This is a genomic window from Salinibacterium sp. CAN_S4, from assembly GCF_015752305.1.
Classification (GTDB): Bacteria; Actinomycetota; Actinomycetes; order Actinomycetales; family Microbacteriaceae; genus Rhodoglobus.
Window position 1 is genome coordinate 1 of record NZ_JADOVB010000005.1, and the last position, 25,755, is coordinate 25,755.

The window sequence follows — 25,755 nt, forward strand, 5'->3', positions numbered from 1 at the left end:
GACAGCGCGCTCACGCAGCGCGGGATCGATCTTCTTAGGCATGACATACATCCTTCCAACTCAAAAGGATGCGGCATCAAACCTGGGGCGCTTCAAAGCCCACTACGCGACCCTCAACCGAGAGCCGCAACCCGCAAAGGAGCGGCAGAAAACCTGAGGCGCTTCAACGAGCTGCCAACTTCCACGCCCACCAGCACACCCTCGCAAATGCCTACTCCTTCTTCTACGCTTACTCCCCCTTCAACCCCATAGGTAGGTAAGTGGGTGTCGCGAGGTACGCATCGAGCTTGTCCATGTCAGCGGCGCGGTCAACTGCGAAGAGGTATGTTTACATCCTGTACGTGATAGCTAAGTTGCTGTGACCCATCCACCGACTGGCGGTCGCCGCCGGTCGGGCCAGAGGACGCCCCCTCACGATGAGCCCCGAAACGATCGAGATGTTCTTCTATCGTCCGTTGCTGAATCAGTCGATCCGCAACTTCACCCTAGGGCGCTTTTTGGTCTCGCGCCCGACGCCGTCATCGGCGCTCTGCAGACTGTGATCGGGTATGTGGCGTCAGGTCTGATGACCGTGTCGATTGGCAGCATCCATCCGCTGGCAGACTCCGCCACAGCCCATCGTGCGATCGAGGAGCGTGCCACGACGCGCAAGATCATCCTCAAGCCTTGGGCCTGAAGAACCGCACGGGCTGGCTCATCGTGGCCTTGAGCCATTTGATTCTTTGCGCCACAATCACTGCATGAGCCACGCGCTTCCCTCCGCGATCGGTCGCCCGGCCACCAACGCGCTCGCAGCGGTAGGAATTGTGCAGCTTGACGACCTGGACAAGCTCTCCGAACAGGAGCTCGCCGAGCTGCCTGGGGTCGGGCCGAAGGCGATCGCCGTGCTGAAGCAGTCCCCGGACAACATTCTCGCCATTATGCGGGCGGCCAGCACGAAGCCTGAGGCCGCACCGCAACTTCGCGACGTGTTCGTGCGACGAATGATGCTCCCGATGATCATCGAACTCGGGCTGTCGCGACCGCATGAGCGCGCCGTGCTGCTCGCCTCGCTCGTGACCGGGTTGACGTTCGTGCATACCATGCTCGACTTCAGGAGCGAGAGGCCTGATCTCGACCGGTCGGCGGAGTTGGAGCTCATCAGCGCGGCGGTCGAGCTCGTGCTCACGATCGAGATCCTCTAGATCGTCACGGCGACGGCAAGACACCATCTAGGCTGACGCCGTGACCGATCCCGTCCTCGCCCTCGCCGACCGGCGGTTCCTGCTGCTGACCACCTTTCGCAAGACGGGGGAGGCCGTGGGCACTCCGGTATGGGTTGTGCGCGACGGCGACGCACTGCTGGTGTCGACCCCTCGGGACTCCGGCAAGCTCAAGCGACTGCGCAACAACCCGAGGGTGCAACTGGTGCCGTGCAGACGCTTCGGCAAGGTCAAGCCCAACCAGCAGCCCGTCGAGGGTATCGCCGAGATTCTGGATGACGCATCCGCCGTCATGCGGGTCACCGAACTGCTGCGCGCCAAGCTGCCGATCGAGTACCCCCTGATACTCCGGCTCGAGGGCTCCCTCGGCACTGAGCTCGAGAAGCGGGTCGCGCTGCGCATCACGGCCGCGCCGAGCTGAAATCGACCGTCGCCTCAGGCTGCTCCAATCGCGCTCACCGTCTAGCGCGTCGTCGAGCGTGGCGTGTGGGTGGCGGTCGTGATCATCTTCCCGTTCATCCGGACCCTCGCCTCCTTCGTGTGGGGCTGCACACGGAACCGCCCGGGGTTGCCTTAACTGAGTGCTCGGACTTCACCCCGCTGATGCGCGTTCTCCTGGGCGAGTTGAGACCGTTCGTCGGTTGTAGAGCCATTGCAGTGGGGTTGTCAGGAGAAGGATCAGGAGCGCATACAGATTGATGGATGGCACGAGAACGCCCACGATCAGTGCGACGAAGAAGCCAAGAGTCATGACGACACTGGAGAAAACCCTGCGGTCTTCAATGGGGTTGCGGTCCGCCTGCAGCTGACCTTGTTGTCGAATGAGCAGCGTCATTGCCGTAAGAGCCAGACTGCTTGCGGCCATCGTCCCGATGTAAATCCCGACGGATGCTGGCGACGTTCTGAGCTGAGAAATCATCTCCGTCGGCAGGGGCAACAGCACGACGGTGAACGCCCAGAAAAGATTGAGCAAGAGAAATACCTGACTGTATGACCCAACGTGCTCCAACGTCGCGTGGTGGGCGAGCCAGAGTCGCGCGATGACTACGAAACTCAATTCGAAGGCTGCAATCGATGCGAAATTGTCGCCCATGAATTGCTCAGCAGTCTGCCCGGTGTCTGCGGCCTGAGCGACAGAGTCAACCAACGGCAGCACGAGCAATGTAATGGCGATAGCCGTCACGGCGTCCGTGAAGAATACGAGTCGATCCAAGCCGCGAGTTGTTGGCAAGCCCTCAGTATGGTCTGATCGCCGCGAGGAGAACTGGGCGCCGGTAGAGGCGGCAATCCAGCTCGTGCTCGATCTCGCAGCGGGGGTCGATCTGTCTGCGGGAGCGATGCGCGCAGTTTGTGGACGTCGACGCGCAGGAGCGTCCACTTCTCAAACGAAAGCTCGTCGGATTACACCGCGAGAACTTCGACTTTGACGCGCAGCTTGCCGCCAAGTTCAGACTCGAACGGCAGGTAGATGTCGAGGTGCACGTCGTCGATAGTTGCGCGAAGCTCTCGCCCTTGATGGTCAAGCCGTCGGACTTCGGCGACGGATGTCCACCGGTGGCGAGCTGCTCCATCACATGCTCGCAATGAGCGCCCTCAGGACCGCATTGTCACGGTCCGAAGGTGGGGGTGGCCCTGAACGCGTTGACCGAGCGGTTCATGGCCACCTGCGCGTCGGTTCCCGAATCGAGGATCGTGTTCCCCGCAGATCCGGCGTCCACGGTGACGGTGCTAACAGCCAGGTCGTCTGAGACCCTTGTTGCCAGCAGCGCCTCTACCTGAGCTTCGTAGGCCGACCCGCCCGACGTGGCGTGAACGTCGACCGCCACAACGTGATTTGTCGAGACGAAGTTGGCGCCGCCCGAGACCAAGCGGATGATGGTGGGCGTGGCGCCGACGGGTCGGATGTGCCGTGAATCAATCACTTCCGAGAAGTGATTCCCGACGATCGTGTTATTGCTACCACTGATGCTAAGGAGCCCGGTTAGATCGTCCAGGCCGTTGTCGATGCCCAGGAACGGCGTCCACGGTTCGAGGTCGCGCAGGAAGTGGTTCGACGCCACCAGGTTCTCCGAGCTGTTTTCCGCGAGCACGACCATTCCCGGGTAGAACGAGTGCAGCCGGTTATTGCTGATGTTGGATCGCGTGACACCCTCGAGGTGCACGCTGCTCGCGCCGCGGGGAAACACGTTGTTCGCGGTGATCAACAGCCCGCCGTGGTTTTCGGCATAGATCGAGTGGCCCTTGAAGCCCGCTCCGATCAGGTTGTCGGTGATCTTCGACGCCTGCCCCCACCCCCGCAGTTCGATGCAGTTGCCGCATTCGGCGATGAAGTTGTCGTGGATCGAGAGCGCGTCTGCATTGCAGATGGTGAGGGCGTGCTCAAGGTAGACGAACCCCATGCCGTTGATGCGGAACGAATCGTTGGCACCAGCGACGTGGATGCCCGTTTTGCCGTTCACGTAGGTGTTTTCCGGGTGCATTCCGGAGCCGTCAGAGACGAAGTGCAGCCCGTCTATGCAGAAGTTCGAGAACTCGACAGAGCTGATCCTGGGGCTACCCTCGCGGTGGACGTAGAACGCCGCGCCCGCGGATTCCTCGGCGCCATCAACGACGGGGATATCCACGAGGATGCGGCTGCCGCCCGGCCATAGCTCGTGCAGGTCAGCCCACTCGCCCTCGGGAACGTTGAAGCGGATGCTCGACGACGTGAAACCGTGCCCTGAGCCCTCGATTCGAAGGAAGCTGATATCGATGAGCACCTGGGTGCGCAGGCGGTAGTCTCCTGGCGGGATGTAGATCACGGCTCCGGGCTTGTCGGTTGTCTGTCGACTCTTGATATCGGCGATGATGCTGTTGAACACCTCGCCGACGTCGTCGGTGGGGTCTCCCACGGGCCACTCGGTGATGTCGTATCGGTTGGCACTAGGCACGGGCAGTCCCTCCGGCGATCAGTTCGTCAAGTTTCGGCAGATCGGCGCCCGGCCGGGAAACGGTGATAGACGCGGCGCTTGCTGCAATGCTGCCGATGCGCTCGAGACGCCGCTGAGGGATGGGCTGCCCATCCCAACCTTCGCCGTTGAAGATGAGCGCCCAGATGAGGGCAGACATGAAGGAATCGCCGGCGCCGACGGTGTCCGCAACCGAGGTGACTACCGGCGGCACGGTGACTCGCTCGGCTCCGCTCGCGAGCCGTGCGCCGTGGCCCCCGCGCGTGATCCCCACAACGGCCACTCCCGCATCGACCAGGGCGTCGAGTACGAAGTCGATCGACCTGCTCGGATAGAGGAACTCCGCATCTTCGTCGCTGAGCTTCGTGACATGGCTGGACGACGCGAGGGCCTCGAAACGGCTCCGGGCCGTGAGGGCGTCGCGGATGAGGCTCGGTCGGATGTTCGGATCGAAGGTGACGATCGCACCCGATCCTCGACCTCGCCGGACGATGTCTGCACTGATCTCGTTTCCAGGCTCGAGGAACGCCCCGAGCGAGCCCGTGTGGATCACGGTGGGCGACCCCAGATCGTCGAGCGGTCGTGGGTCCCAGCTCAGAGTGAACTCGTAGCTCGCAGATCCGTCGACCGCGAGCGTAGCCGTGGCCCTGGAGGTGCTGACGTCGGTCACGGATTCCTCGGTGAGGGCAGCGCCGGAGTCGCTCAGGAGCGTTCGGATCAGCTGCCCGTCCTCGTCGGCCCCGATGGCAGTGTGCAGTCGGGTGGGCACCCCCAGTCGGGCGAGCCCGAGTGCGACGTTTGCGGGTGATCCTCCAACGTGGCGGCTGACACGATCACCCTCCAGTACCTCGTCTATCAGCGCCTCTCCGACTACCAGAGCGCCAGCGTTCATGACGGCACCCGCTCCGGCACGGCCGTCGTCACTCCGGCCGAAAGCCGCCCGTCGATCCAGCCCACGGGCTGCGGGTCGGTAATTTCGCCAACCCAGCCGCCGTCGCCGTCGTCATTGCGGAACGCGAGCAACTGCCAGCTGCCCTCGCGATCCTGCACGAGTCGGCCGACGTAGAGGTCTTCGCTAGTGAGGCGGTATGCCTCAGCCGTGCGGAAAGGACCCACGAGGGAGTCGGTGGGGAACGCCCATACGCCGCCTACGGGATCAGTCTCGCGGCGCCCCGCGGCGAGTTCCGAGCCAAGGCAAGAGAAGAGGCCGACTGGTTTACCGTCGACGATGACGGTCTGCACGACTTCGATGTGGCCGAAACCAGCGCCGGGAGCGGAGAGCGGAGGTTGGACGGTCCAGTGGACGAGATCGGGTGAGGTCGCGTGCCCGATGACGCCGCGGTCGTCAGGGTCGCCGTGGTTGGCCCGCGCGGTCACGAGCATGTGCCAGCCGTCGTCGCCACGGAACACCCACGGGTCGCGCCAGGCCTGGTCAGGCCACTGCCTCGACTCGGCCGTCTCGTACCAGCGGGCATCCGGCTCAACCACCTGCCGGTCAGTTTCGCGGCGCCAGGTGAACAGGTCGTCCGACACCACCGAACTGATGCGCTGGTTGATCCCGCCCTCCGCACGGCTGACGGCGGTGTAGAACATCCGCCACAGGCCTTTGTCGTCGCGCACGACCGAGCCCGTCCAGGTAGCGAGGTCGTCGAATGCCGGAGAATCGTCGGGAATGATCGCATCGGCGTGCTCGGTCCACGTGGTGAGATCTGTGGAGGTCGCGTGCCCCACGGTGGCACGCCAATGGCGCCGGCCGGGGTCGATGAGCGCCCGAGATGCCTTCAGGAAGAAGAGGTGGTAGCGGTCGCCATCGTCGGCGATCCAGAAGTCCCACACCCAGGATGCGGCCAGTCGAAGCATGGTTTTGTAGCCTTTCAGATGTTTCGTGGTGATGCGACCGAGCCCCGGATTACTAGGGGGCAGTTCAGGCGCGTGGGGGTGTCCGCAAGGCTTTTGCCATCAGCGCTCCCGTTCAAGAGGTGCACGAGAGTCTCGACGGCCCAGGCTCCCATCTCGTAGTGGGGGAGTGCGACTGTCGTCAGGCCGGGGAATAGGTTCGCCGCGATGAGTTCCTGGTTGTCGAAGCCCACGATCGAGAGATCGGTGGGTATGTCGAGGCCACGTTCGCTGGCGGCCCGGTAAGCGCCCATCGCCATCCGGTCGTTGTAGCAGAACAGTGCAGTGGGTCGATCTGGTCTCGCAAGGATCTCCCTTGCGAGCTCATAGCCCGGAAGGGTTTCCGACGGCGACTGCACAATAAGGCTCTCGTCGAGTGGAATGCCGTGTTCGCGCAGCACCTGCTTGTACCCGATAAGACGTTCGTGGGTGGCCGGTACGTCATCGTCATTGTTGAGGAAGGCGATCCGGCGGTGTCCGGCCTCCACCAAGTGGGTAACGGCGGCGACCGCGCCGCCGACCTCATCAGGCACCACGGCAGGAACTATCCCGGCCCGGTCGGTCGAGTCGATCAGGACAGCGGGCAACCCCTGCAGGTTTGGTGGCAGCGACACCTGGCGGTGGTACATCGTCGCGTAGAGAAGCGCCTCGACTTGCCGGTCGAGGAGCGCCTGCACGTCATCTTTATGCGAATTTTCAGATTCTCGCTCGGTGTTGATGATCACGAGAGTGAGGTCGTGCTCGCGTGCCGCATTTTGAGCGCCGAGGATGATCCTGCCTGCGTGGGGCGTGGTGGCGATCTCCTCGCTCAGAAGGCCGATGAGCCCCGACCGGTTGGTGCGCAGTGCCTGCGCGACCCGGTTCGGACCGTATCCGAGCGTCTTCGCCGCTTCGCGAACCCGTGTGCGGGTGTCCGCGGCTATGCGCATCTGGGGGGTGTCGTTCAGCACGTGGGATACCGTCGTGACCGAAACACCGGCCAGCTCGGCAACGTCTCGGATGCCTACGCTTCTCATTGCCACAGTGTCCTCCCAAACCCGTTGATCGAGGTGCCGCTCATCCCTTCACCGCGCCAAGTGTGAGTCCCGCGACGATGTGGCGCTGCAGCGCGAGCGTCAGCAGGATGACCGGGATGGAGTAGACCGCCGCGAGCGCCGTCATGGCGCCCCAGTCCAGCCCGAACTGGGTTTGGAAATTGGCGATGACGATGGGTGTGGTCTGAGCCCGGACCGAGGTAAGCAACAGGGAGAACAGGAACTCGTTCCACGACGCGAGGAAAGCGAAGATCGCTGTCACGGCGAGACCCCCCGACACCACGGGGAGCACCACGCGCCACAGGGCTCCGAGTCTGGAGGCGCCATCCACTTTCGCTGCCTCCTCGAGCTCATCCGGTACCGACTCGAAGAAGCTGGACATCAGCCAGATCGACAGAGGGAGCGAGATCGTCGTATGGGCGATCGCGAGCCCGAGCGACGTGTCGGTCAGTCCCAGCGTTCGCATGGTCTCTACGAGGGGAGCACCCACCGCGATAGTGGGAACCATTCGTGTCACGAGCGCCGCAAGCACGAACACCCGGCCGCTGGGCGTGCGGTAGCGCGTGATGGCGTACGCCGCCGGCACCGCGAGCACAAGGGAGAACACGGTGCTCAGCACCGCGGTCACAACGCTATTGATCAGCGCCGGGGCCACGCCATCCTTAGTGAGTGCAGCGACGTAGTTCTCGAGCGTCCATTGTGACGGCAACACCGAAGCCGGCACCGCGATCGCGTCGAGCGGAGTCTTGAACGACGTCAGCAGCAGGTAGATGAAGGGGAAACCGTAGATCACCAGCACCACCGCGAGGGTGATCCACAGCAGCACCCGGGATGACCTGCGGTTCGTCTCTATGCCGATCATCGGTCACTCCCTGGTCGCCAGATGGCGAAGATCGCCACGGTCGCGATGACGAGCATCGCGATGAGATAGATGGTGCCCATGGCGCTGGCCAGGCCAGGGTCGCCGTACCTCGTCATGGTTCGATAGATGAGGAGGCTGAGGGTGGTGGTGCTTTCCTGAGGTCCTCCGTTCGTCTGGATCAGGATGATGTCGAACGCGCGTGCGGCATCGATCCCGCGAACGATCAGGGCCACGGCGATCACCGGGCGCAGCAGCGGGATGATGATGCGGAACAACAGTGTCGGGAAGCGCGCGCCGTCGAGCTTGGCCGCTTCGATGATGTCGCCGGGAACGTTTTGTAGCCCCGCGAACAGAACCAGGGTGATGAACGAGGTGGTGAGCCAGATGTCCGGCAGGGCGACGGAAAAGAGCGCGATGTTCGGGTCGCTGAGCCAACCGATCTGGCTCGTGCTCTGGAGGATGCCTGCCTGCCGGAGCAGCTCGTTGATGATGCCGAAGTTGTCGATGAGCAGGAACCGCCACAGGAGGCCGGCCACGACCGGAGCGATCATCAGCGGATACATGAACACCGTGCGGAAGACCGCCGAGCGAGCCCCGAGGGAAGCGAAGATCAGGGCAACGCCGAGCCCGAGAGTGAACTCGAGCACGACGACGACGAGCGTATAAACGATGGTTCGCAGGGATGCGCCCTGGAATGCCGCCGATTGAAACGCCGCCACGAAGTTGTCGAAGCCGACAAAATCGCGAGGGCCTCCAGCGATGGGCGAGATCTCGAAGAAGCCGTTGGAGATGAATCGGATGAGTGGCCACAAGACGAATGCGGCGAGGAAGGCGGCGGCCGGTGCCATCATCAGGAGGGCGAACCGGCGGTCGGTGATACGCACGATGAATCCTTCAGTACGGAGGAGGAATGGGGCAGTCGGCGACGTCACCGACTGCCCCGGGATGGACCGAGCTATTTGATGATCGCTTCGATCTGAGCCTTGGCTTCCTTGAGAAGCGCGGCGTTGTCAGCACCCGGCTCGACGGCCTTCTGCAGCATCGGAGTCAGAACCGTGTTGACGATCTCCTGCCACTGGGGTGTGGCCGGGCGAGCGTATGTGGCCGGCGAGTTCAGCGTTTCGAGGATCGCGGGGTAGTTCTCTTTACCCTCGACCTCGGCCTGCGACTCGAAAGCGGAAATCCGCGAGACCAGCCCGAGCGAGGTGTCGACGGAGAGCTCGTTGTTCTCGTACGCGAAGGCGATGAATGCCTTCGCAGCCTCCGATTTGGTCGTCGCGGTCGGCACCGAGAGGTACCATGCGCCGGGTACGCCGGCAATTCCGCCAGGACCGGCGATCATCGGAGCCGCGCCGATGTTGCCCTTCACCGCTGCGTCGTCCGGGGTCTGCGTGTAGGCGTGACCCCAGAAGCGCATCATGGCGAGTTTGCCCTGATAGAAGAGGTTCTGCGAGCCCGCCCAGTCGAGTTGCGCGGCGCCCGCGGGGGCATACGGCAACAGGCTCGTGTAGAAGTCCAGAGCCTTGAGGTGGTCGGCGTCATCGATCGTGACTTCGCCACTCGCCGGATCGAGGACCATTGTGGTCTCACCAGCCTGCGAGACAGTGGCAAGCCACTCCGTCTCGACAGCGCCCTTCACGTCGGTGCCGTAGAGGTCGACCTGTCCGTCGCCGTCGGTGTCCCGCGTGAAGAACTTCGCGACGTCCGTGTACTGCTCCCACGTCGAGGGCGGTGCCAGCGGGTATCCGTACTCGGCCTCGAAGTCGGCCTTGTTCGTCTCATCATTGAACAGGTCGGTGCGGTAGTAGAGGATCTCGGAGTTGGTGAAGATCGGCATACCGACGTAGTTGCCGCCGACCTGCGCCTCGGTGACGAGGCCAGGGAAGAGGTCCGATTTCACGTCGTCGGTGAACAGATCGTCGAGGGGCTGCACACCGTCCGCGAACGCACTGAGCCAGATGGCGTCGAGGGCCGCGATGTCGAACGACACACTGCCCGAGCCGAGCTCGGTCTGGATCCGGTCATACAGGCCGTCGTAGGGAAGCTCGACGAGCTTGACAGACGTTCCGGTTTCTTCCTTGTACAGGTCTGCGATCGGCTGGAGCTCTGCGAGCCCACCGCCTTCGACGAGAACCGTGAGTTCGTCATCGGATGCACCAGTAGTTCCACCGCCAGCACCGCACCCGGTCAAGGCCAGGGCCGTAACTGAGAGCACTGCCGTTCCGAACAACGCAGCTCGAGTCCCGCGTATCTTGCGAAGCTTCGTCACTTCGACTCCGTTCTTTGGTAGCAGCACTGCTACCCACTGTGATTGAGACCACCATAATGATGATCAAACGTTTTGGCAAAACGTCTTGGCACGAGTGTGCGTGACGGCAGGGACTTTGTCCAATGCCAAAGTGAGCCAAAACATCTCGCCGATCCTCCAGACGCCCAAGTGCTTCGAGGAAGAGTGTGGCATTGGGTCTGGCTGCGCTGATCGATGGAGTGGTTTAGGTGCTTATGGGGAGCCCACGTCATGTATCGGCTTACCGCTCGGCGTTCTTCACCGAACCCCCGGCCCGCACAGTCACGCCGTCGAACGTCAGCGTAATAGGGGAGTGATTCAGCATGAACCGGATCCCACCGGGGCTTGAGGACGTCCATGCCATCGGGCAGCAGGGGCTGGCATCTCGCGGATCCCGACAGTCGCGACTGTGACCCCGGCGGCCCGCATGAGTCGTAGGTCGTCATCCCCAACGTCACGGCCCCATTGCTCCGGGTTGTAGTCGCCTCCGTATCAGAGCCGATTCACCACGCAACTGTTCCGGTCGGTAACCCCATCAGCATGCCTTGGCATCTATCGCTCGCTCATTTTTTTCTTATTCCTGTTCACTGGCGCATTCTTGGTACTACGTAGTCGGGGCGGTTGGTCGCTCTCCGCGCCCTGTCGAGCCGAGAGTCTTGAGGTACCGGGCACGCCTCGGTGACGTCGTTGTGGAAGGTGTGGCCGCCGATCGATTCGCATGTTTCTGGAACGGCCGCCTGAGCGATACGGCGTCTGCGCCCTAGGGGTTGCGAGTGAGGCTGAAATTATCCAGCTTGATCCACGAGTTGGGTGTTCCCTTTACATAAACACCGATTTCAGCCGAACCATTCGTGACCGTGAAGGTCACCGTTCTCGTGGTCCATTGGCTGGCGACGAAGTTGAGGTTCGCTTGAGCTTCCAGGCTGCCAGAAGGCTTCCCGATGAGGGCGGCCCACTCGTGGGTACCTGAACCGGTCATCTGCACCGACAATGTGTAGGTGCCATTACGGAGCCCTGTTATCGTTTGGTAAACGTAGCTGTCGTATTTAGCGGTGCTCGAAAAGGTGAGTCGGTTTCCGGTTACTCCCCCCGTCCTGGTGTACGTGGGTGCTCTGTCACCAAACTCAGACCAGCTCGCTGGGGTTTGGGTCCCGCCTTCGTTCTCAAATCTCGCATTCGCGATCGCATTGCCGCCGAGACTTCCCGATGCAAGATTGATTGTGAGGTCTGAGTACCCGTGGAGCGTGGGGGTGTCGCCGGCGAAAGTCAGCGGCATCCAAGCGTTGCGGCCGATGCCTGTTGGTGCTGGGTATCCCTGGCCTTGAAAGTTCGTGTAGCGGTCGCCAGCGGCGATGTAAGAGGTACCAGAAGTTCCCGTTATCGGGATGATGAAATCGAATTGGGTGTTGAAGGAGTCTGGAGACGCCGGAGTGGTGGCGACGGCATTCCACGCCGGCCACGCGGTCAGCGTCGTCGATACACGGTGCTGTGTCGCAGTCGAAGCCCACCAGTTTGTTCCTGATGTGAACCAGTGGAACTTGGAGCCGATCTTCAGGATGAAGGGGGCTTCGTGTCCACCGTTAGCCTCGGAGAACATCGCCGGTCTCACTGAAAGCCAGTCATTCGCGAGTTGCGCGATGTTGATTGTCACATTTCGCCCGCCCAGGCCGACATCACCGGGAGTATCGCCGGAATAGGCCAGGTAGGCATTCGGCCCATCCACAAACACCGAATGATCGCCCATAGTTGAGCCATTGACGGCCGTGCTGCCGCGATAGGTGTACGTGCCGGTAACGGTGCTGCTGGTGGCAAACCCGATCTTGTTGCCGGGGCCGACGCCCGAGCCGCTCCCATCGATCTCCATGATGAGTACGTACGTACTGGTTGTGGGGTTGTAGACGAGGTCGGGGCGGCCGACCCAACGACCACTGGCGAGATCACCCGAGGTCTGAGGGGTGACGATGGCCTTCACGAAAGTCCAATTCACGAGATCAGTAGATTGGTACATGTTCACTGCACCGAAGGGGTACTGCCCGGTTGTGGCGAACTCGATACCGACCCAGTAATAGGTATTTCCAACCTTCAGCACGCTGCCACCCTGCGAGCTCATGATCTTGCCGCCCGCGTCGTACCACCACGTGTCGTTGGGAATGGATGTTCGTGGCGCGGCCGCCGCAGGCGCTCCCGATGCGACCAAGGCAATCGCGACCAACGCAGCGCTGACCAAGAGGGCGAAAAGTTTACGAAATCTCATGGGGAACTCCATTGTTTCCATTCACGGACAGGCTCGTATCGACGATCTTGGCACCGAGTGAACGTTAACTCAAGCCTTCATCGCTTGACGAGGAGTCAGTGTCGTGCGGAATCCTCGGTCGACGGCTCGCGGACTCTTCCCGAACTATCGCGGAGCGGGCGGGGGAGTCACGCTCTGTCCGTTTGGTCAATGTGGGGAACCGCGGGACTGGCGTCGTGGTATCGACAAGAAGGAATCTCGCGGATCGGATTGTGGGAAAGGGCCGTTACTCCGCCCATCCAGTAGAGCCTCTGAGCTGCTAAAAGTCATTGCGATCTGCCATGAAGTCCAGTGACGCTACTGGAACCGAGAAAGTCTTGCGGTTTTCACGAAGGGCTATTCTGGCTACGGCCCCACGGTAAGGGAGGCGTTCAGTGACCGAGTCGAGCAGCGCACCACCGCGTCGCAGGCAACCGACCCTGCATGACGTCGCCCGGTACGCGGGCGTTTCCCATCAGACAGTGTCTCGACTCGTGCGAGGACAGACCAATATTGGCCCGGCAATCCGAGAAAAAATCGAGGCTGCCATTGCCGAGCTCAACTACCGCCCGAATCAGGCCGCCAGATCCTTGGTCACCCTGCAATCCCACCGCCTCGCCGTTGTGTTCTACGAAAGGTTTGACGATGTTGGGCCGGCAAGAATTCTTCAGGGTGTGAATTCCGCAGCGGGCGAAGCAGGCTACCAGCTCGACATTCTCACGGTTATCGGGCTGAACGACCGGTCTGTTATCGATGGCATCGCTGGGATTAATCAGACCGACGTCGCGGGGATTGTCGTGTTCGCGCCCATGCGCAGCGTGCTTGAGGCTGTGCGCAACGCCGATTTCGTGGTTCCCGTCTATGTTGAGTCTGACCTCAACGAGCCCAACTTGCTCCTCGCGCCGCACGGTAACGAAGTGGGAGTGAGGCTGCTCGCTCATCACCTTCTCGATCTTGGTCACGACCGCTTTTTCGAGATTTCAGGACCCTCTCAGTTCATTGCCGCGCAATTGCGCACTCAGTCGTTGCGCGACACTGTGGCGTCGCGCAACGGCACCATCGTGGGAGTGCTCGAAGGAGATTGGAGTGCGCAATCTGGCTACCTGGCCGCGATGGAGATGCCACTCGATCGCGGGGTCACTGCCCTGGTCGTCGGCAACGACCAGATGGCGCTCGGCGCACTCAGCGCTCTGTCCGAGCGAGGAGTCAGGGTGCCAGATGACATGAGCGTTGTCGGGTTCGATGACATCCCGGAGTCGGCTTTTTTCACGCCGCCGCTCACCACGGTGCGACTGGACTGGGACACACAAGGTCGAGTCGTAGTCAACCGACTTCTTCAGATGATCGAGCCGTCGATCGATCGATCACCCGTGCTTGACACACCGGCGGCTCTCATCATCCGCAAGTCGAGCGGCCCTAGCCCGCGTTAGGTGATCGGCCGAACGTCACGTGAGCGGCGTCAACGCGGACGGGAGATCGGCTTCCGGCCCGGCTTCGCCACCGATGGCCGCAACCAGGCGTTCGCGTGCGCGACCGAGGTGCTCGTCGAGCAGGTGAGCCGCGCCCGTGCCGTCACCGTCGCCTATCAGATCGAGGATGCGCTGATGCTCCGCCAGGATCAGGGCCGTATCCAACAGCTCCAGCGACTGAACTCGGGTCATGCACAGCCGCACCTCACCGACGAGGGAACGATACATCCGGCTGATGCGCTCGTTACCGACCGCGTCGATCAGGCTCGTATGAAACCGCATGTCGGGTTCCACGACATCCATCGTGGAACCGTTCGCGACGGCCGCGATATCGAGATTCGCCCTGACGGCCCCGTCGGGCACCGTGCGGGACCGTGCCAGGCGGCGCAGCACCTCGCTTTCGAGGTAGGCCCGGGCTAAATAGATGTCACGCACAGCTTCCGGCCCGAACTCGGTTACGCGTGCAGTCTTGTGCGGCCCGCGCGCGAGGAGGCCCTCAACGACGAGTTTCTCGATTGCCGTTTTGGCAGTGGGGCGCGCGACGTCGTAAGCGGCGGCTATGTCGGTCTCGGTCAGGGCCGAAGCCGCCGTCAGCTCCCCGCGGAGGATCCGGCTGCGCAGGTCATTGGCGACCGCATCCACGATCGAAACTGCCTGTACACGGGATGCCATGACCGTCCGCCTTTCCACGAATGAGCCTCATCATGCCAGACAAGAACACACATTGTATTGACTTACTAGCATACTTGTAAGACAATCGGGGTAACGTCACATCGGTGTGGCCAGGACCTCAGAGTGGAGACCTCATCTTTCAACAAATCCTCGATCCCATCTTCGGATCCCTCGTGTTGTCGGCCATTTGCGCGGCCCTCCCCCTGCTTCTCCTCTTCGTTCTGCTCGGTGTGTTCCGAATGAAGGCATACAAGGCCGCCCTGGCCAGCCTGCTGCTGTCCGTCGTACTGTCGGTGGTCGGTTGGCAAATGCCCGTGAACCAGGTGCTGAGCGCCACGGCCGCCGGTGCCTTTTACGGCCTCTTCCCGATTCTGTGGATCCTGGTCAACGCACTGTGGATCTACAAGCTCACGGTGGCAACTCCATGGTTCGAAGCGCTCGGCCGCACCATCCGCTCGATCTCCAATGATCTGCGGATACTCGCCATCCTGATCGCGTTCTGCTTCGGGGCGCTGCTGGAGTCGCTGGCCGGCTTCGGCGCACCGGTCGCCATTTCCGCCGCGATGCTGATGGCCGCTGGGATGAAGCCGCTCAAGGCCGCGATGGTCTCCCTGCTTGCCAACACCGCCCCGGTTGCCTTCGGAGCGATGGCTGCACCGATCATCGCCCTCAACGGCGTCACCGGCCTGCCGATCCAGGAGCTGGCCTCCATGGCCGGGCGCCAGACGCCTTTCGTGGCGGTGCTGGTTCCGCTGATTCTCGTTTTTATCGTCGACGGCAGGCGCGGCCTGAAGCAGACATGGCCGGTCGCCATCGTCGCCGGGCTCGTCTTCGGCATGGCCCAGTTCGTGACCTCCAACTTCTTCGCCGTCGAACTGACGGATGTGGTGGCCGCGGTCGCGACCGTGATCGCCGTGCTCGTCATGTTGCGCTTCTGGAAGCCGGCTGAACAGATCGGGTCAGTGGACGACATCGACGCGATCGTGGCCGCCGGTGCCGACTCCCAGACCCGCCGTGACCAAGGCGCGCCTGCCGTCGCCGCGCGCAGCACCACCACCGTGACCAGGCCCGACCCGACAATCTACAAGCGCCCGCCAGCGGGCCACGTCTGGAAAGCCATGGCGCCCTACCTGATCATCATGGTCATCTTCTCGATCGCCCAGATCCCGGCTGTCAAGGTCTGGCTGGGCATGGTCGGCAGTGTCACCTTCCCCTGGCCCGGGCTCGACCTGGTCGATGCGGTAGGCGACCCGGTGCCCGCCACCATGTTCAAGCTTGATCACCTCAAGGCCACGGGAACCCTTCTCTTCTTTTCCGGCCTGATCACGATGGCCCTCTATAAGGTCTCGATCCGCGATGGCATCAAGATCTATTGGGAAACCCTCGTGCAGTTGCGGCTGACTATCGTCACCGTCACCGCTGTACTGGCCCTCTCCTTCGTGATGAACCTCTCCGGCCAGACCGCCTCCCTCGGCGCGTTCCTTGCCTCTACCGGTGCATTCTTCGCCGTCATTTCTCCCCTCATCGGCTGGATCGGCGTCGCTCTCACCGGGTCAGACACCTCCTCCAATGCGCTCTTCGGGCAGTTGCAGGTCACCGCCGCCAACTCCACGGGTCTCTCGCCAGTGCTGATGGCTGCCACCAACTCCTCGGCGGGCGTTCTGGGAAAGATGCTTTCGCTGCAGAACCTGGCGGTCGCTGCGGCCGCGGTCGGAATGGAGGGCGCCGAAAGCACCCTCTTCCGCAAGCTTGTCGGCTGGAGCCTGGGTCTGCTCGCGCTGATCACCATCCTTGTCGTGCTCCAGTCCACCCCGGTGCTCGGCTGGATGGTTCCCTAATGGCTCGCGCCAGCGCGCCCGACCTCTCGGCCGACACTCTTGAGGCTCTGCGGGCAGCGGTTGCCGATCCGTCGCGGGTGAAGACCCGCGCCATCGACCGGCACGCCATCGCCCATGACGCCTCGCATTTTCTGATGGTGCCCAGCGCCGTCGTCGTGGCCGGCGATGCCGACGAGGTCGGGCGCCTGCTGCGCGCCAGCAAGCGCCAGGGAGTGCCGCTCGTGTTCCGCTCCGGTGGGACCAGTCTGAGCGGGCAGTCGCTCACCGACGGCGTGCTCGTCGACGTGCGACGCAATTTCACCGACATCGAGGTGCTCGACAATGGCGCCCGAGTTCGTGTTCAGCCGGGGGTGACGGTGCGCGCCCTGAACGCCCGTCTCGCCCCCTACGACAGAAAGTTCGGCCCCGACCCCGCCAGTGAGTCCGCCTGCACCATCGGCGGGGTGGTGGCCAACAACTCCTCAGGCATGGCGTGTGGCACCGTCGACAATGCCTACCAGACCCTGGAATCAGTGACGGTGGTTCTGCCCAGCGGCACGGTTGTCAACACCGGGGAGACGGATGCCGACGCCCGACTGCGCGCGCTCGAGCCGGAACTGCACGAGGGCCTGGTGCGCCTGACCCGCCGAGTGCGGGGTAATCCAGCATCCGTTGCCACCGTGCGCCATCAGTTCTCGATGAAGAACACCATGGGCTACGGCCTAAATTCACTGCTGGACTACGACTCGCCCGCAGACATTCTCGCCCATCTGATTGTGGGCAGTGAAGGCACCCTGGGGTTCGTGGCGGAGGCGGTCTTTCGCACCGTTCCCCGCCCCACCCATACCGTCACCGGCCTGCTGGTCTTTCCCGGCCTTCAAGCGGCGAACGCCGCCCTCCCGGCCCTGGTGGCCACCGGTGCGGCGACCCTCGAACTGATGGATGCCCTCTCGCTCAAGGTCGGGCAGGGCCTCGACGATGTCCCCCCGGTCGTTCGCGATCTGACGGTGGCCGACCACGCCGCCCTCCTGGTGGAGTATCAGGCCGACAACCCCGAACGGCTCGGGGAGTTGCAGCGTGCGGCACTCGGCATCATGCCGAGGCTTGGGCTCAGCGCCCCGGTCGAGTTCAGCGCGAACGCCGCCACCCGCGCCCAGCTATGGCACTTGCGGAAAGGGCTCTACGCCTCCGTCGCTGGCGCCCGCCCCGCGGGTACCACCGCCCTGCTCGAAGACGTCGTCGTGCCGGTGGATGCCCTCGGGCGCACCTGTGTCGCGTTGATCTCGTTGTTCGATAAGTACAGCTACCGCAACAGCGTGATCTTCGGGCACGCCAAAGACGGCAACATCCACTTCATGCTCACCGACGGCTTCACCGGCAGAAGCGAACTGGATCGCTACAGCGCCTTTACGGAGGACATGGTCGACCTGGTGCTGGGCGAGGGTGGTTCGCTCAAGGCCGAGCACGGCACCGGCCGGGTGATGGCGCCCTACGTGCGGCGCCAGTATGGGGACGAGCTCTACGACGTGATGCGGCAGCTGAAGTCGCTGTTCGACCCCTCGGGGATGCTCAACCCTGGAGTGCTGATCAACGACGACCCCGAGGTGCACCTCCGTGACATCAAACTGGTGCCGCCGGTCGACGAGATCGTCGACCGCTGTGTCTCGTGCGGCTACTGCGAACCGGTGTGCCCCAGCCGGAACATCACACTCACGCCGCGCCAGCGCATCGTCGTGCTGCGCGACACCGAGCAGGCTCGTCTGGACGGTGACCTGGCCCTGTCCGCGGAGCTCGAGAAGGACTATGACTATGAAGCCGTGGAAACCTGTGCGGTCGACGGGATGTGCCAGACCGCGTGCCCGGTCAACATCAACACAGGCACCATGATGAAGCAGCTCCGGCGAGACGAGGGAGGAGCCCTGGTTAACGGGGTCTGGAACACTGCCGCGAAGAATTGGGGTGCGGTCACGCGCGGCGCCGGGCTCGCCCTCACCGTGGTGCGCAGAATTCCCGCACCTGTGATCTCAGTACCCAACAGGCTGGGACGGATGGCGCTCGGCACCGACACCGTGCCGCTGTACTCGAGCGAGCTTCCCGGCGGCGGTCGTTCCCGAGCTCGTCCCGCTCCGTCTTTGGCACCCGAAGCCGTATATTTCCCCGCCTGCGTGCAGACCATGTTCGGGCCGGCCACCTCCGGAACGCCGGGGGTGCAGTTCAGCTTCGAGCAATTGTGCGACCGGGCCGGAATCACTCTCGTGGTGCCACCCGAGATTGACGGCCTCTGCTGCGGAACTCCGTGGTCGTCGAAGGGCATGGCGGCCGGAGAGGCCACCATGCGCGAGAAGACCCTCGCGGCACTGCGCACGGTGACCCGCAATGGCGAGCTCGCCATCATCTGCGACGCCTCGTCGTGCACCGAAGGCCTGCGGCAGACCATCGAAGGTGACCAGGGCAGCCCGCGCCTGCGGGTCGTCGACGCCGTCGAGTTCGCGGCCGAGCGCATCCTGCCGTCACTCCCTGACTATCGCAAGATCGACTCACTCGCGCTGCACCCCACCTGCTCGTCTACCCGGATGGGCATTAACGACTCTCTGCGAGACGTTGCCGGTGGCGTCGCGGAGAAGGTCCGGGTACCAGACGATTGGGGATGCTGCGGCTTCGCGGGTGACCGCGGCATGCTGCATCCGGAGCTCACCGAATCGGCCACCCGCACTCAGGCCGCGGAGGTGAAGGCGATGGAGGCGTCGGCATTCGTCTCCTGCAATCGCACCTGCGAACTCGGCCTCACCCGGGCAACCGGCGCGGAGTACCGACACGTTCTCGAATTGCTGGAGGAGGTATCCCGCCCTGACGCTACTGTTCGATCAAGTTGAGCTGGGTGCCATCCGGATCGATGAGGTGGGCGACGCGGTGGCCCCAGGGCTGGGAGCGCGGGGGAGAGAGTCGGGGTCTTCCTTCGCCGACAACCGGTACGCCCGAGTTCAGGATGAGCGCATACAGGCTATCGAGGTCTGCGATACGGATGCTGCACATGAACGAACTGGTCGACGGGTCAAGGTCCGGGCGGGGGAAGAACTCGAGTTCAAGGTCCCCGGCGGTCAGGATCATCCAGCTGTCGTCGCGGTAGGCGGGTTCGAATCCCAGCGCGCCGTAGAACGCCTCGGTGGCATTGAAGTCGCGCGAGGGCAGGTTTGGCACGGTTCGGTCGATCATGGATTTACCCTTCACATCGTGTATGTCTTAGTTTTGTCCACCCGAGAACGAAACGCACCGATGGGTGACATCTTGAGCCGCGCCACCCGCTGCGCGAGAATTGCTGCATGAGCCAGACTCTCCCCCCCGCGATCGGTCGCCCGGCCACCAGAGCGCTCGCAGCGGTCGGAATTGTGCAGCTTGACGACCTGGGCACGATCTCCGAACAGGAGCTCGCCGAGCTGCACGGGGTCGGGCCGAAGGCGATCGCCGTGCTGAAGCAGTCCCTGGACCGGAGCGGGCTGTGCCTGAAGGCTCCGCAGGGCGTCAAGCCCAAGAAGTCCGACCTGGTCGACGGCTTCGTGATCAAGTACCACGCCAATGGCGTGACGCGATGGTCGAAGGGCAAGATGGTCGACGGCCAGCCCGACGGCTATTGGGAGTGGTACCGCATCGACGGCACCCTCAAGCGGTCCGGGCATTTCGTGCTGGGCGAGGTAGTCGGCACCTGGACCACGTATGACGCTCGCGGCAAGGTCTACAAGGTGACCCAGAAGTAGCGGATCAGCCAAGAAACTTCCCGCGCTACCCCCACTAGAAGTGGCTATCGCGAGGACTTCTCGCTTGCTAGCATCGGCGTGCCCCGGATCACGTGGCACGGGTCGGATGGGGCGCACGTGACGATGGCACGCGACGAAGAGCTTGACTGGTTTGCCACCCTTGGTGACAGCCTCCGGGTAGAGCGTGTCGATGGAGTGCCCGTGGTGCATGTCGGTGCGCCGGGACCAGTTCGCGGTGCACTCTGTTTCCGGGTCGGAACAGCTGACGAACCGCTTCCCCAGCGTGGCCTTACCCACCTCATCGAGCATCTCGCGCTCCACGGTCAGGTAGGTCCGTCAGATCACCGCAACGGAATGACGGGCGCCACGATCACGCAGTTCGTCGTCTCCGGTAGTGAGCGTCAGGTAGTCGCGTTTCTGAATCACGTGTGCGCGGGGCTGCGAGACCTGCCCGTCGAGAGACTTGAGGCCGAACGATCCATTCTGGCGGTAGAGGCTCAGGGTCGACTCAACCCCATGGACGACATTTTGATGAGATTTCGATTTGGCGCACAGGGCGTCGCGCGTCGCACCTACCGGGAGTTCGGCGCCGAGTTTGCGACAGCCGAGGACGTTGTCACATGGGCGCGCCGCTGGTTCGTTCGCGGGAACGCCGTCGCCTACATCACGACTGACGACATCCCGGAAGGTTTGGATCTGCGGCTTCCTCAAGGCGAACGACAGATACACGTCACTTCGCCGACTCTTCTCGAGAACCGACCTGCCTGGTTCGAGGGCGCTGACGGCATCGCCCTCGTCGATGCCGTGGTACCTCGTTCGACTGCAGCGGTGCTCTTCACCGAGGTGCTGAGCAAGTCGCTGTTCCGGCAACTGCGAGTGGAGCGAGGCTACTCGTATATGGTCGGGGCGAACTACGAGCCGCTCGACGCCGATTTTGCCCGGATCTTCGTGTTCGCCGACGCTGCCCCAGAGAAGGCTGGGGATATGGTCGGTGCCCTGGCCGGTGCCCTCTCGGCGCTTCGGGACGGACAATTGGATCCGGCGGATGTCGCGGACGCTCGTGAGCAGATCGACGAGGCCTCGCGGCAGGCCGTGGAGACACCTGAATCGATGCTGGGGTCGGCCGCGGTCGGATTCCTCCTCGGAGGCGAGCCCTGGCAACTGGGTGACGAGTCTGCCGAGCGCAACACCGTGACCGAGGACGACCTGGCTGCCGTCGCGCGGACGTTCTGGGACGACGCAATCTGGCAGATTCCGTCGGAACCAGAGGGAGTTACCGGCCTGAATGTCGTGGGGAGCCAGAGAGACGAGCCGGTGTACGGCCTCGCTTACTTCCGTGCGATCGGCAGCGAGCGGCTCGTCATCAGTGCTGAAGGCGTTTCTGTAATAGCGGGCGACGAATCCTTTACCGTGCTTTTGAGCGACTGCGTTCTGGTGATGCAGTGGGGTGACGGAGGGCGTCTCATCATGGGCGGTGACGGAACAACGATTACGATCGAACCCACTGTGCTGCTTCACTTCGGCGAGAAGGAAGTGGCGCGGTTCGACGCATCGGTACCGCCCGGCGTCGTCGTGCGCCTCCCGGCACGTGCGACCGATGTGATCCCGCAGCCGCCTTCGCCTCAGGCAGTGGCTGCCTCGACTCCGGGCCTGGGTGGCTGGGCTGTAGCCGCCGCAATTTCTACCGGTGTGTTCGCTGCGTTGCTCTTCGCCAGCGCGCTCACCAGAACCCTTGTCATCGGAGAGATCGACGGAAACGGCATTCCCGTTTCTGCTTCGTCGGCGTCGAGCCTGTGGGCGATAGGAGCCCTGTTTCTGGGCGGGACCGTCGCCCTGCTTCAACAATGGGTTCATCGGCTCAAGTGGACGCGAAGCAGACGACCACAGCCGAGCGTCGCGCGCCATCCATAGACTCGGGTCTATGAGTTCCGATGCTGGGCTGCCGGCGCAACTGAAGCTGCTCGCGGATCCGACCCGCGCGCGCATCCTTCGACTCATCATGCAGAGCCCCGAGGGCAGGCGCTCGGTGGGCGAGCTCGCGACCGAGATCGAATTGCGCCAGCCCACGGTGAGCCATCACCTCAGGCTGCTCAGCGAGGAGGGCCTCGTCACCCGCACCCCCGACGGTCGCCGGGCCTGGTATTCGATCGCGTCGGATCAGGCCGACCGCATCTCGGAGGTGCTCGGCGAAGCCAGTGCCACAACGGTGCCTGACGGCGTGCTCGAGCGGATCTCCGCAGACCTCTCCGCGCGGTTCGCCGGTGTCTTCGGCCCCGAGACTGTCGAGCGGTACGTGCGCGAGAGCTACGCCATCCTGTCGAAGGATGCCACCCGCCACCGCCCCTCGCTCGCCTCCAGTTTCGCCGCCGACCGGCTCACTGCCCTCGCCCGCAGCCAGTCCTCCACAGGCGGCCACGTGCCCGAGATCCTCTTCGTCTGCGTGCAGAACGCGGGCCGCTCCCAGATGGCCGCCGCGATTCTCCGGCACCTGGCCGGGGACGCCGTGCGGGTGCGCACCGCCGGATCCGAGCCCGCCAGCGCGGTGCGCTCGGTCGTGATCAGCGCACTGGACGAGATCGGGGTGTCGATCGGTGGCGAGTTCCCGAAGCCGCTGACGGATGAGGTGGTGCGGGCCGCCGATGTCGTCATCACCATGGGGTGCGGGGATGCGTGCCCCATCTACCCCGGCCGGCAGTACCTCGACTGGGAGATCGCCGATCCCGCGGGGGAGCCGCTCGGCACGGTCCGCGGCATCCGGGACGACATCGAAGCGCGAGTCCGCGCGCTGCTGGAGTCGCTCGAGGTGAACGCTGCCTGAACTCTCGAGCCGCCAGGGACACAATACATAGATCGCGGTCTATGCTTTGAGTGTCGCTGAGAGAAGGAACCCCATGTCTGAGAAGCCCACCGTCCTGTTCGTCTGCATCCACAACGCTGGTCGCTCGCAGATGGCTGCCGGGTACATGCGCACGCTGTCGGGCGGCGCCGTGGAGGTGCGCTCCGGCGGGTCTGAGCCCGGCGACCAGATCAACCCGATGGCGATCGCGGCGATGGCCGAGGAGGGCATCGACATCTCGCAGGCGGTTCCCCAGCTGATGACGACCGAGCAGGTCAAAGACTCCGAGGTCGTCATCACCATGGGTTGCGGCGACGTATGCCCGATCTTCCCCGGTAAGCGCTACGAAGACTGGGAGCTGATCGACCCGAAGGGCAAGTCGATCGACGAGGTGCGTCCGATCCGTGACGACATCAAGGCACGCGTCGAGGCCCTGTTGGCGGAGCTGCTCCCCACCACCGTCTGAGCACCGCTGACTGGCTAACACCGCCCTCAGGCTGTGCGACCGCTCCACTGGGCTGCCCGCTGGTCCAGCGCCGCGAGTCGGGCCGTCTCCTCTATTCGCCTCGCGCGGGTCGCGGGCCGTTTATCCTGCACGATCCACTCCAGGATCCCGCGTCGAGCTGACGGCGGGAAGTCGTCCCAGTGCCCGCGGGAGCCTGCATGTCGGCCGAAAGCGTCGACCAGGTCGTCCGGAACGAGAAGGTTCTCGACGTCGTCGAGCAGCGACCATGCTCCATTCCGGATGGCCTGGCTGACGGCATCCTCACCCGCCGTGCTCATCAGACCCCCCCGCCGCAGGGTCTCGATGCGCAGCTTGTTCGGGCGCGACCAGGCGCTCTTCGGCGTGCGGGGCGTGAAGTAGAGCATGGTGCGCTCGTCGTCGAGGCGCTGGGGTTTGCTGTCGACCCACCCGACGGCGAGGGCTTCGAGCACCGACTCGTCGTAGCTGAGCGCAGGTTTGCCCGTCGCCTTCTTCCACGACACGAGCCAGGCTGCTTCGGCCTCCGCGTGGTTGGCCTGCAGCCACTCGCGCCACTGTGCCTGGGTCTCGCAGTGAATTCGTGGTGCCACTGAAGGGTCTGCCATCGTCGCGTCAGCCCTCGTCAAGCTGGGCCGAGAGGATGCTTCTGGTCACGCGGGGATCTCCTGCTCCTCGGTGGACGACTCGGTTCGTGCGGCCGCGGGCTTACCGGGAGCGACGATGAACGTGATGACAGCGGCGACGGCGAGGATGACCGCGCCGACCCACATCGCGGCGCCGAGTCCCACGGCGAATGCCTCGCGCGCGGCGTCGGCGAGGGTGGCGCCCTGCGGTCCGAACGACTCGGCGATTCCGACGGCGGCTCCTGCTCCCGCGTCCACGACCTCGCGCACCTGGTCTGGCAGCCCCTCGAGGGCGGGCTTGACGTCGGCCCGGTAAAAGCTGACCAGGATGCTCGACAGCACCGCGATCCCCAGCACCCCGCCGACCTCGCGGGTGATGTCGTTCACGGCGCTCGCGATCGATCGCCGCTCCACGGGGAGGCCGTCGATGATGAGCTGCGTGCCGGGGGTGATACCCATGCCGAATCCGATGCCGAACACGAAGACGCCACCGCCGAGCACCCAGAGTGACGGATCGAGACCGCCGGAGAGCCCCGCCGCAAAGACCCCGAATCCGGCGCCCATGAGCAGCAGGCCGAGCGATCCGGGAACTCTGGCTCCGAGTCTCGCGCTCAGGGCGGCAGAGGCGCCGATGCCGAGCCCCACACCGACGGGCACCACCAGCAGTGCCAGGGCGGTACCGAGCGGCGTGTAGCCGAGCACGATCTGGAGATACTGCGGCGAGAGTACGAAGAAGCCGAGGGACGCGAAGAATTGCACGGTGACGATGACCGAACCCGCGGCGAGCCCCGGATTCGCGAACAACCGCACGTCGAGCGACGGCGCTTTCGCCCGCAGCTGGTGGACGACGAAACCGACGAACCCGGCAGCGCCGATAGCCAGCGAGAGAAGCGTGACCGGATCCAGCCATCCCCGCTGCGGGCCCTCGACGACCCCGAAAACCAGCCCGCCCAGGGCGACGATCGACCAGATCGCCGCCAGCGGATCGAGGGAGAGCGATGGATTCCGGTTCTGCGCGACGAGCAGCACCACGGGGATGACGATCGCCAGCGCCACACCGCCGAACAACAGCTGCACGCTTCCCCACCACCACGCCTCGAGCAGCGCGCCGGCGATGATCGTGCCGACCACGGCGCCGGCTGAACTGACGCCGGACCAGACGCCGATCGCGAAGGTGCGACGCTCCTCCGGGTAGGCGTCGACCAGCGCGGAGAGGGTCACGGGAAAGACCGCGGCCGCGCCGATTCCGGCCATCGCCCGCAGGCCGATGAACCAGTTCGGATCGGGGGAGAACGCCGAGGCGACACAGGCCACGCCGAAGATGACGAGCCCGATTACGAGGATGGTTCGGCGCCCGATCCGGTCGGCGGCGAGCCCGGCGGTCAGCAGAAGGGCCGCGAAGGTGAGGGCGTAGGCGTCGATGATCCAGGTCAGTTCCGACTGGTCGGCGCCCAGGTCTTCGGCGATGTTCGGCAGCGCGATCGCGAGCGCGGAGTTTCCCGCCACGACGAGCGCGAGCGCGGCGCAGAGCACGATGAGCAGGGCTCGAAGCTGCGCGGGGGACAGCGGACTTGGGTGGTTGCGGGGGTTCGTCATCATCG

Annotated in this window: 24 protein-coding genes and 1 pseudogene; 11 read left to right on the top strand and 14 right to left on the bottom strand. The window is 63.9% G+C overall.

Features of this window, described 5'->3' with window-relative positions:
* The first annotated feature begins 358 nt into the window (after positions 1-358).
* The 3 genes from IWX81_RS15000 (at position 359) to IWX81_RS12245 (ending at position 1,623) form a co-directional block, all read left to right on the top strand.
* Positions 359-676, top strand: a complete 318-nt coding sequence (locus IWX81_RS15000; RefSeq protein ID WP_334594088.1) for a zinc-binding dehydrogenase — start codon at positions 359-361, stop codon at positions 674-676.
* Positions 677-740: 64 nt separating this feature from the next.
* Positions 741-1,184, top strand: a complete 444-nt coding sequence (locus tag IWX81_RS12240; RefSeq protein WP_199281620.1) for a TetR/AcrR family transcriptional regulator — start codon at positions 741-743, stop codon at positions 1,182-1,184.
* 40 nt (positions 1,185-1,224) lie between these two features.
* Positions 1,225-1,623, top strand: a complete 399-nt coding sequence (locus IWX81_RS12245; RefSeq protein WP_199281621.1) for a PPOX class F420-dependent oxidoreductase — start codon at positions 1,225-1,227, stop codon at positions 1,621-1,623.
* A 171-nt stretch (positions 1,624-1,794) separates the two neighbouring features.
* On the opposite strand, the gene IWX81_RS12250 is transcribed toward IWX81_RS12245, so the two are convergent.
* Positions 1,795-2,433: a TMEM175 family protein gene (locus IWX81_RS12250; RefSeq protein ID WP_199281622.1), complete on the bottom strand. Its 639-nt coding sequence runs from the start codon at positions 2,431-2,433 to the stop codon at positions 1,795-1,797.
* A 119-nt stretch (positions 2,434-2,552) separates the two neighbouring features.
* On the opposite strand from IWX81_RS12250, the gene IWX81_RS12255 reads away from it, so the two are divergent.
* Complete coding sequence (locus IWX81_RS12255; protein WP_199281623.1) at positions 2,553-2,789, top strand: hypothetical protein; 237 nt, start codon at positions 2,553-2,555, stop codon at positions 2,787-2,789.
* Between the two features lie 20 nt (positions 2,790-2,809).
* Here IWX81_RS12255 and IWX81_RS12260 read toward each other — a convergent pair whose 3' ends face one another.
* From IWX81_RS12260 to IWX81_RS12300, 9 genes and pseudogenes are all read right to left on the bottom strand, one after another.
* On the bottom strand, positions 2,810-4,132 hold the full coding sequence (locus tag IWX81_RS12260) for a right-handed parallel beta-helix repeat-containing protein (protein ID WP_199281624.1): 1,323 nt from the start codon (positions 4,130-4,132) through the stop codon (positions 2,810-2,812).
* Positions 4,125-5,042: a PfkB family carbohydrate kinase gene (locus tag IWX81_RS12265; RefSeq protein WP_199281625.1), complete on the bottom strand. Its 918-nt coding sequence runs from the start codon at positions 5,040-5,042 to the stop codon at positions 4,125-4,127. Before IWX81_RS12265 ends, IWX81_RS12260 begins: the two co-directional genes overlap by 8 nt.
* Entirely contained in the window at positions 5,039-6,010 is a 972-nt protein-coding gene (locus tag IWX81_RS12270) for a glycosyl hydrolase family 32 (RefSeq protein WP_199281626.1), read from the bottom strand. Before IWX81_RS12270 ends, IWX81_RS12265 begins: the two co-directional genes overlap by 4 nt.
* 14 nt (positions 6,011-6,024) lie before the next feature.
* Positions 6,025-7,062, bottom strand: coding sequence for a LacI family DNA-binding transcriptional regulator (locus IWX81_RS12275; RefSeq protein WP_199281627.1), 1,038 nt, complete (start codon positions 7,060-7,062; stop codon positions 6,025-6,027).
* Between the two features lie 40 nt (positions 7,063-7,102).
* Positions 7,103-7,942, bottom strand: coding sequence for a carbohydrate ABC transporter permease (locus IWX81_RS12280; RefSeq protein ID WP_199281628.1), 840 nt, complete (start codon positions 7,940-7,942; stop codon positions 7,103-7,105).
* Complete coding sequence (locus IWX81_RS12285) at positions 7,939-8,826, bottom strand: carbohydrate ABC transporter permease (protein WP_199281629.1); 888 nt, start codon at positions 8,824-8,826, stop codon at positions 7,939-7,941. The genes IWX81_RS12280 and IWX81_RS12285 overlap by 4 nt, the downstream gene beginning before the upstream one ends.
* A gap of 71 nt (positions 8,827-8,897) precedes the next feature.
* A complete protein-coding gene (locus IWX81_RS12290; RefSeq protein WP_334594094.1) occupies positions 8,898-10,211 on the bottom strand; it encodes an ABC transporter substrate-binding protein in 1,314 nt (437 codons plus the stop codon).
* A gap of 336 nt (positions 10,212-10,547) precedes the next feature.
* Positions 10,548-10,700 (bottom strand): annotated as a pseudogene (locus IWX81_RS12295) (hypothetical protein); the annotation flags it as partial.
* A 289-nt stretch (positions 10,701-10,989) separates the two neighbouring features.
* The gene (locus tag IWX81_RS12300; protein WP_199281630.1) at positions 10,990-12,483 is read right to left on the bottom strand and encodes a family 43 glycosylhydrolase; all 1,494 of its coding nucleotides are present in this window, start codon (positions 12,481-12,483) and stop codon (positions 10,990-10,992) included.
* A gap of 413 nt (positions 12,484-12,896) precedes the next feature.
* Here IWX81_RS12300 and IWX81_RS12305 point away from each other — a divergent pair, with 413 nt between their 5' ends.
* Positions 12,897-13,931 (top strand): substrate-binding domain-containing protein, encoded by a 1,035-nt coding sequence (locus IWX81_RS12305; RefSeq protein ID WP_199281631.1) that lies wholly within the window; start codon positions 12,897-12,899, stop codon positions 13,929-13,931.
* A gap of 15 nt (positions 13,932-13,946) precedes the next feature.
* Here IWX81_RS12305 and IWX81_RS12310 read toward each other — a convergent pair whose 3' ends face one another.
* Positions 13,947-14,642: a GntR family transcriptional regulator gene (locus IWX81_RS12310; RefSeq protein WP_199281632.1), complete on the bottom strand. Its 696-nt coding sequence runs from the start codon at positions 14,640-14,642 to the stop codon at positions 13,947-13,949.
* 134 nt (positions 14,643-14,776) lie between these two features.
* Between IWX81_RS12310 and IWX81_RS12315 the strand changes: the two genes are divergently transcribed.
* Both IWX81_RS12315 and IWX81_RS12320 read left to right on the top strand, forming a co-directional pair.
* Positions 14,777-16,480, top strand: coding sequence for an L-lactate permease (locus IWX81_RS12315; RefSeq protein WP_199281871.1), 1,704 nt, complete (start codon positions 14,777-14,779; stop codon positions 16,478-16,480).
* Complete coding sequence (locus IWX81_RS12320; protein ID WP_199281633.1) at positions 16,480-19,332, top strand: FAD-binding and (Fe-S)-binding domain-containing protein; 2,853 nt, start codon at positions 16,480-16,482, stop codon at positions 19,330-19,332. Before IWX81_RS12315 ends, IWX81_RS12320 begins: the two co-directional genes overlap by 1 nt.
* On the opposite strand, the gene IWX81_RS12325 is transcribed toward IWX81_RS12320, so the two are convergent.
* Positions 19,313-19,672 (bottom strand): bleomycin resistance protein, encoded by a 360-nt coding sequence (locus tag IWX81_RS12325; RefSeq protein ID WP_199281634.1) that lies wholly within the window; start codon positions 19,670-19,672, stop codon positions 19,313-19,315. The genes IWX81_RS12320 and IWX81_RS12325 overlap by 20 nt on opposite strands.
* A 107-nt stretch (positions 19,673-19,779) precedes the next feature.
* Here IWX81_RS12325 and IWX81_RS15005 point away from each other — a divergent pair, with 107 nt between their 5' ends.
* The 4 genes from IWX81_RS15005 to IWX81_RS12345 all read left to right on the top strand — a co-directional run bounded on the left by IWX81_RS15005 (position 19,780) and on the right by IWX81_RS12345 (position 23,513).
* Positions 19,780-20,211 (top strand): hypothetical protein, encoded by a 432-nt coding sequence (locus IWX81_RS15005; protein WP_334594097.1) that lies wholly within the window; start codon positions 19,780-19,782, stop codon positions 20,209-20,211.
* Positions 20,212-20,328: 117 nt separating this feature from the next.
* On the top strand, positions 20,329-22,122 hold the full coding sequence (locus IWX81_RS12335) for a M16 family metallopeptidase (RefSeq protein WP_199281635.1): 1,794 nt from the start codon (positions 20,329-20,331) through the stop codon (positions 22,120-22,122).
* Positions 22,123-22,132: 10 nt separating this feature from the next.
* A complete protein-coding gene (locus IWX81_RS12340; RefSeq protein ID WP_199281636.1) occupies positions 22,133-23,029 on the top strand; it encodes a metalloregulator ArsR/SmtB family transcription factor in 897 nt (298 codons plus the stop codon).
* Positions 23,030-23,102: 73 nt separating this feature from the next.
* Positions 23,103-23,513 (top strand): arsenate reductase ArsC, encoded by a 411-nt coding sequence (locus IWX81_RS12345; protein WP_199281637.1) that lies wholly within the window; start codon positions 23,103-23,105, stop codon positions 23,511-23,513.
* A gap of 26 nt (positions 23,514-23,539) precedes the next feature.
* Here the strand turns inward: IWX81_RS12345 and IWX81_RS12350 are convergent, their stop codons facing one another.
* Together IWX81_RS12350 and IWX81_RS12355 are read right to left on the bottom strand one after the other, a co-directional pair.
* Entirely contained in the window at positions 23,540-24,136 is a 597-nt protein-coding gene (locus IWX81_RS12350; RefSeq protein ID WP_199281638.1) for a YdeI/OmpD-associated family protein, read from the bottom strand.
* Between the two features lie 45 nt (positions 24,137-24,181).
* The gene (locus IWX81_RS12355) at positions 24,182-25,753 is read right to left on the bottom strand and encodes an MFS transporter (protein ID WP_199281639.1); all 1,572 of its coding nucleotides are present in this window, start codon (positions 25,751-25,753) and stop codon (positions 24,182-24,184) included.
* Positions 25,754-25,755 lie beyond the last annotated feature (2 nt).

What these genes read in the sequence shown, in the direction of transcription:
- IWX81_RS12240 (WP_199281620.1), top strand. Translation starts at nt 741, where the DNA reads ATGAGCCACGCGCTTCCCTCCGCGATCGGTCGCCCGGCCACCAACGCG.
- IWX81_RS12265 (WP_199281625.1), bottom strand. Translation starts at nt 5,042, where the DNA reads ATGAACGCTGGCGCTCTGGTAGTCGGAGAGGCGCTGATAGACGAGGTA.
- IWX81_RS12270 (WP_199281626.1), bottom strand. Translation starts at nt 6,010, where the DNA reads ATGCTTCGACTGGCCGCATCCTGGGTGTGGGACTTCTGGATCGCCGAC.
- IWX81_RS12275 (WP_199281627.1), bottom strand. Translation starts at nt 7,062, where the DNA reads ATGAGAAGCGTAGGCATCCGAGACGTTGCCGAGCTGGCCGGTGTTTCG.
- IWX81_RS12280 (WP_199281628.1), bottom strand. Translation starts at nt 7,942, where the DNA reads ATGATCGGCATAGAGACGAACCGCAGGTCATCCCGGGTGCTGCTGTGG.
- IWX81_RS12300 (WP_199281630.1), bottom strand. Translation starts at nt 12,483, where the DNA reads ATGAGATTTCGTAAACTTTTCGCCCTCTTGGTCAGCGCTGCGTTGGTC.
- IWX81_RS12310 (WP_199281632.1), bottom strand. Translation starts at nt 14,642, where the DNA reads ATGGCATCCCGTGTACAGGCAGTTTCGATCGTGGATGCGGTCGCCAAT.
- IWX81_RS12320 (WP_199281633.1), top strand. Translation starts at nt 16,480, where the DNA reads ATGGCTCGCGCCAGCGCGCCCGACCTCTCGGCCGACACTCTTGAGGCT.
- IWX81_RS12325 (WP_199281634.1), bottom strand. Translation starts at nt 19,672, where the DNA reads ATGATCGACCGAACCGTGCCAAACCTGCCCTCGCGCGACTTCAATGCC.
- IWX81_RS15005 (WP_334594097.1), top strand. Translation starts at nt 19,780, where the DNA reads ATGAGCCAGACTCTCCCCCCCGCGATCGGTCGCCCGGCCACCAGAGCG.
- IWX81_RS12340 (WP_199281636.1), top strand. Translation starts at nt 22,133, where the DNA reads ATGAGTTCCGATGCTGGGCTGCCGGCGCAACTGAAGCTGCTCGCGGAT.
- IWX81_RS12345 (WP_199281637.1), top strand. Translation starts at nt 23,103, where the DNA reads ATGTCTGAGAAGCCCACCGTCCTGTTCGTCTGCATCCACAACGCTGGT.
- IWX81_RS12350 (WP_199281638.1), bottom strand. Translation starts at nt 24,136, where the DNA reads ATGGCAGACCCTTCAGTGGCACCACGAATTCACTGCGAGACCCAGGCA.
- IWX81_RS12355 (WP_199281639.1), bottom strand. Translation starts at nt 25,753, where the DNA reads ATGATGACGAACCCCCGCAACCACCCAAGTCCGCTGTCCCCCGCGCAG.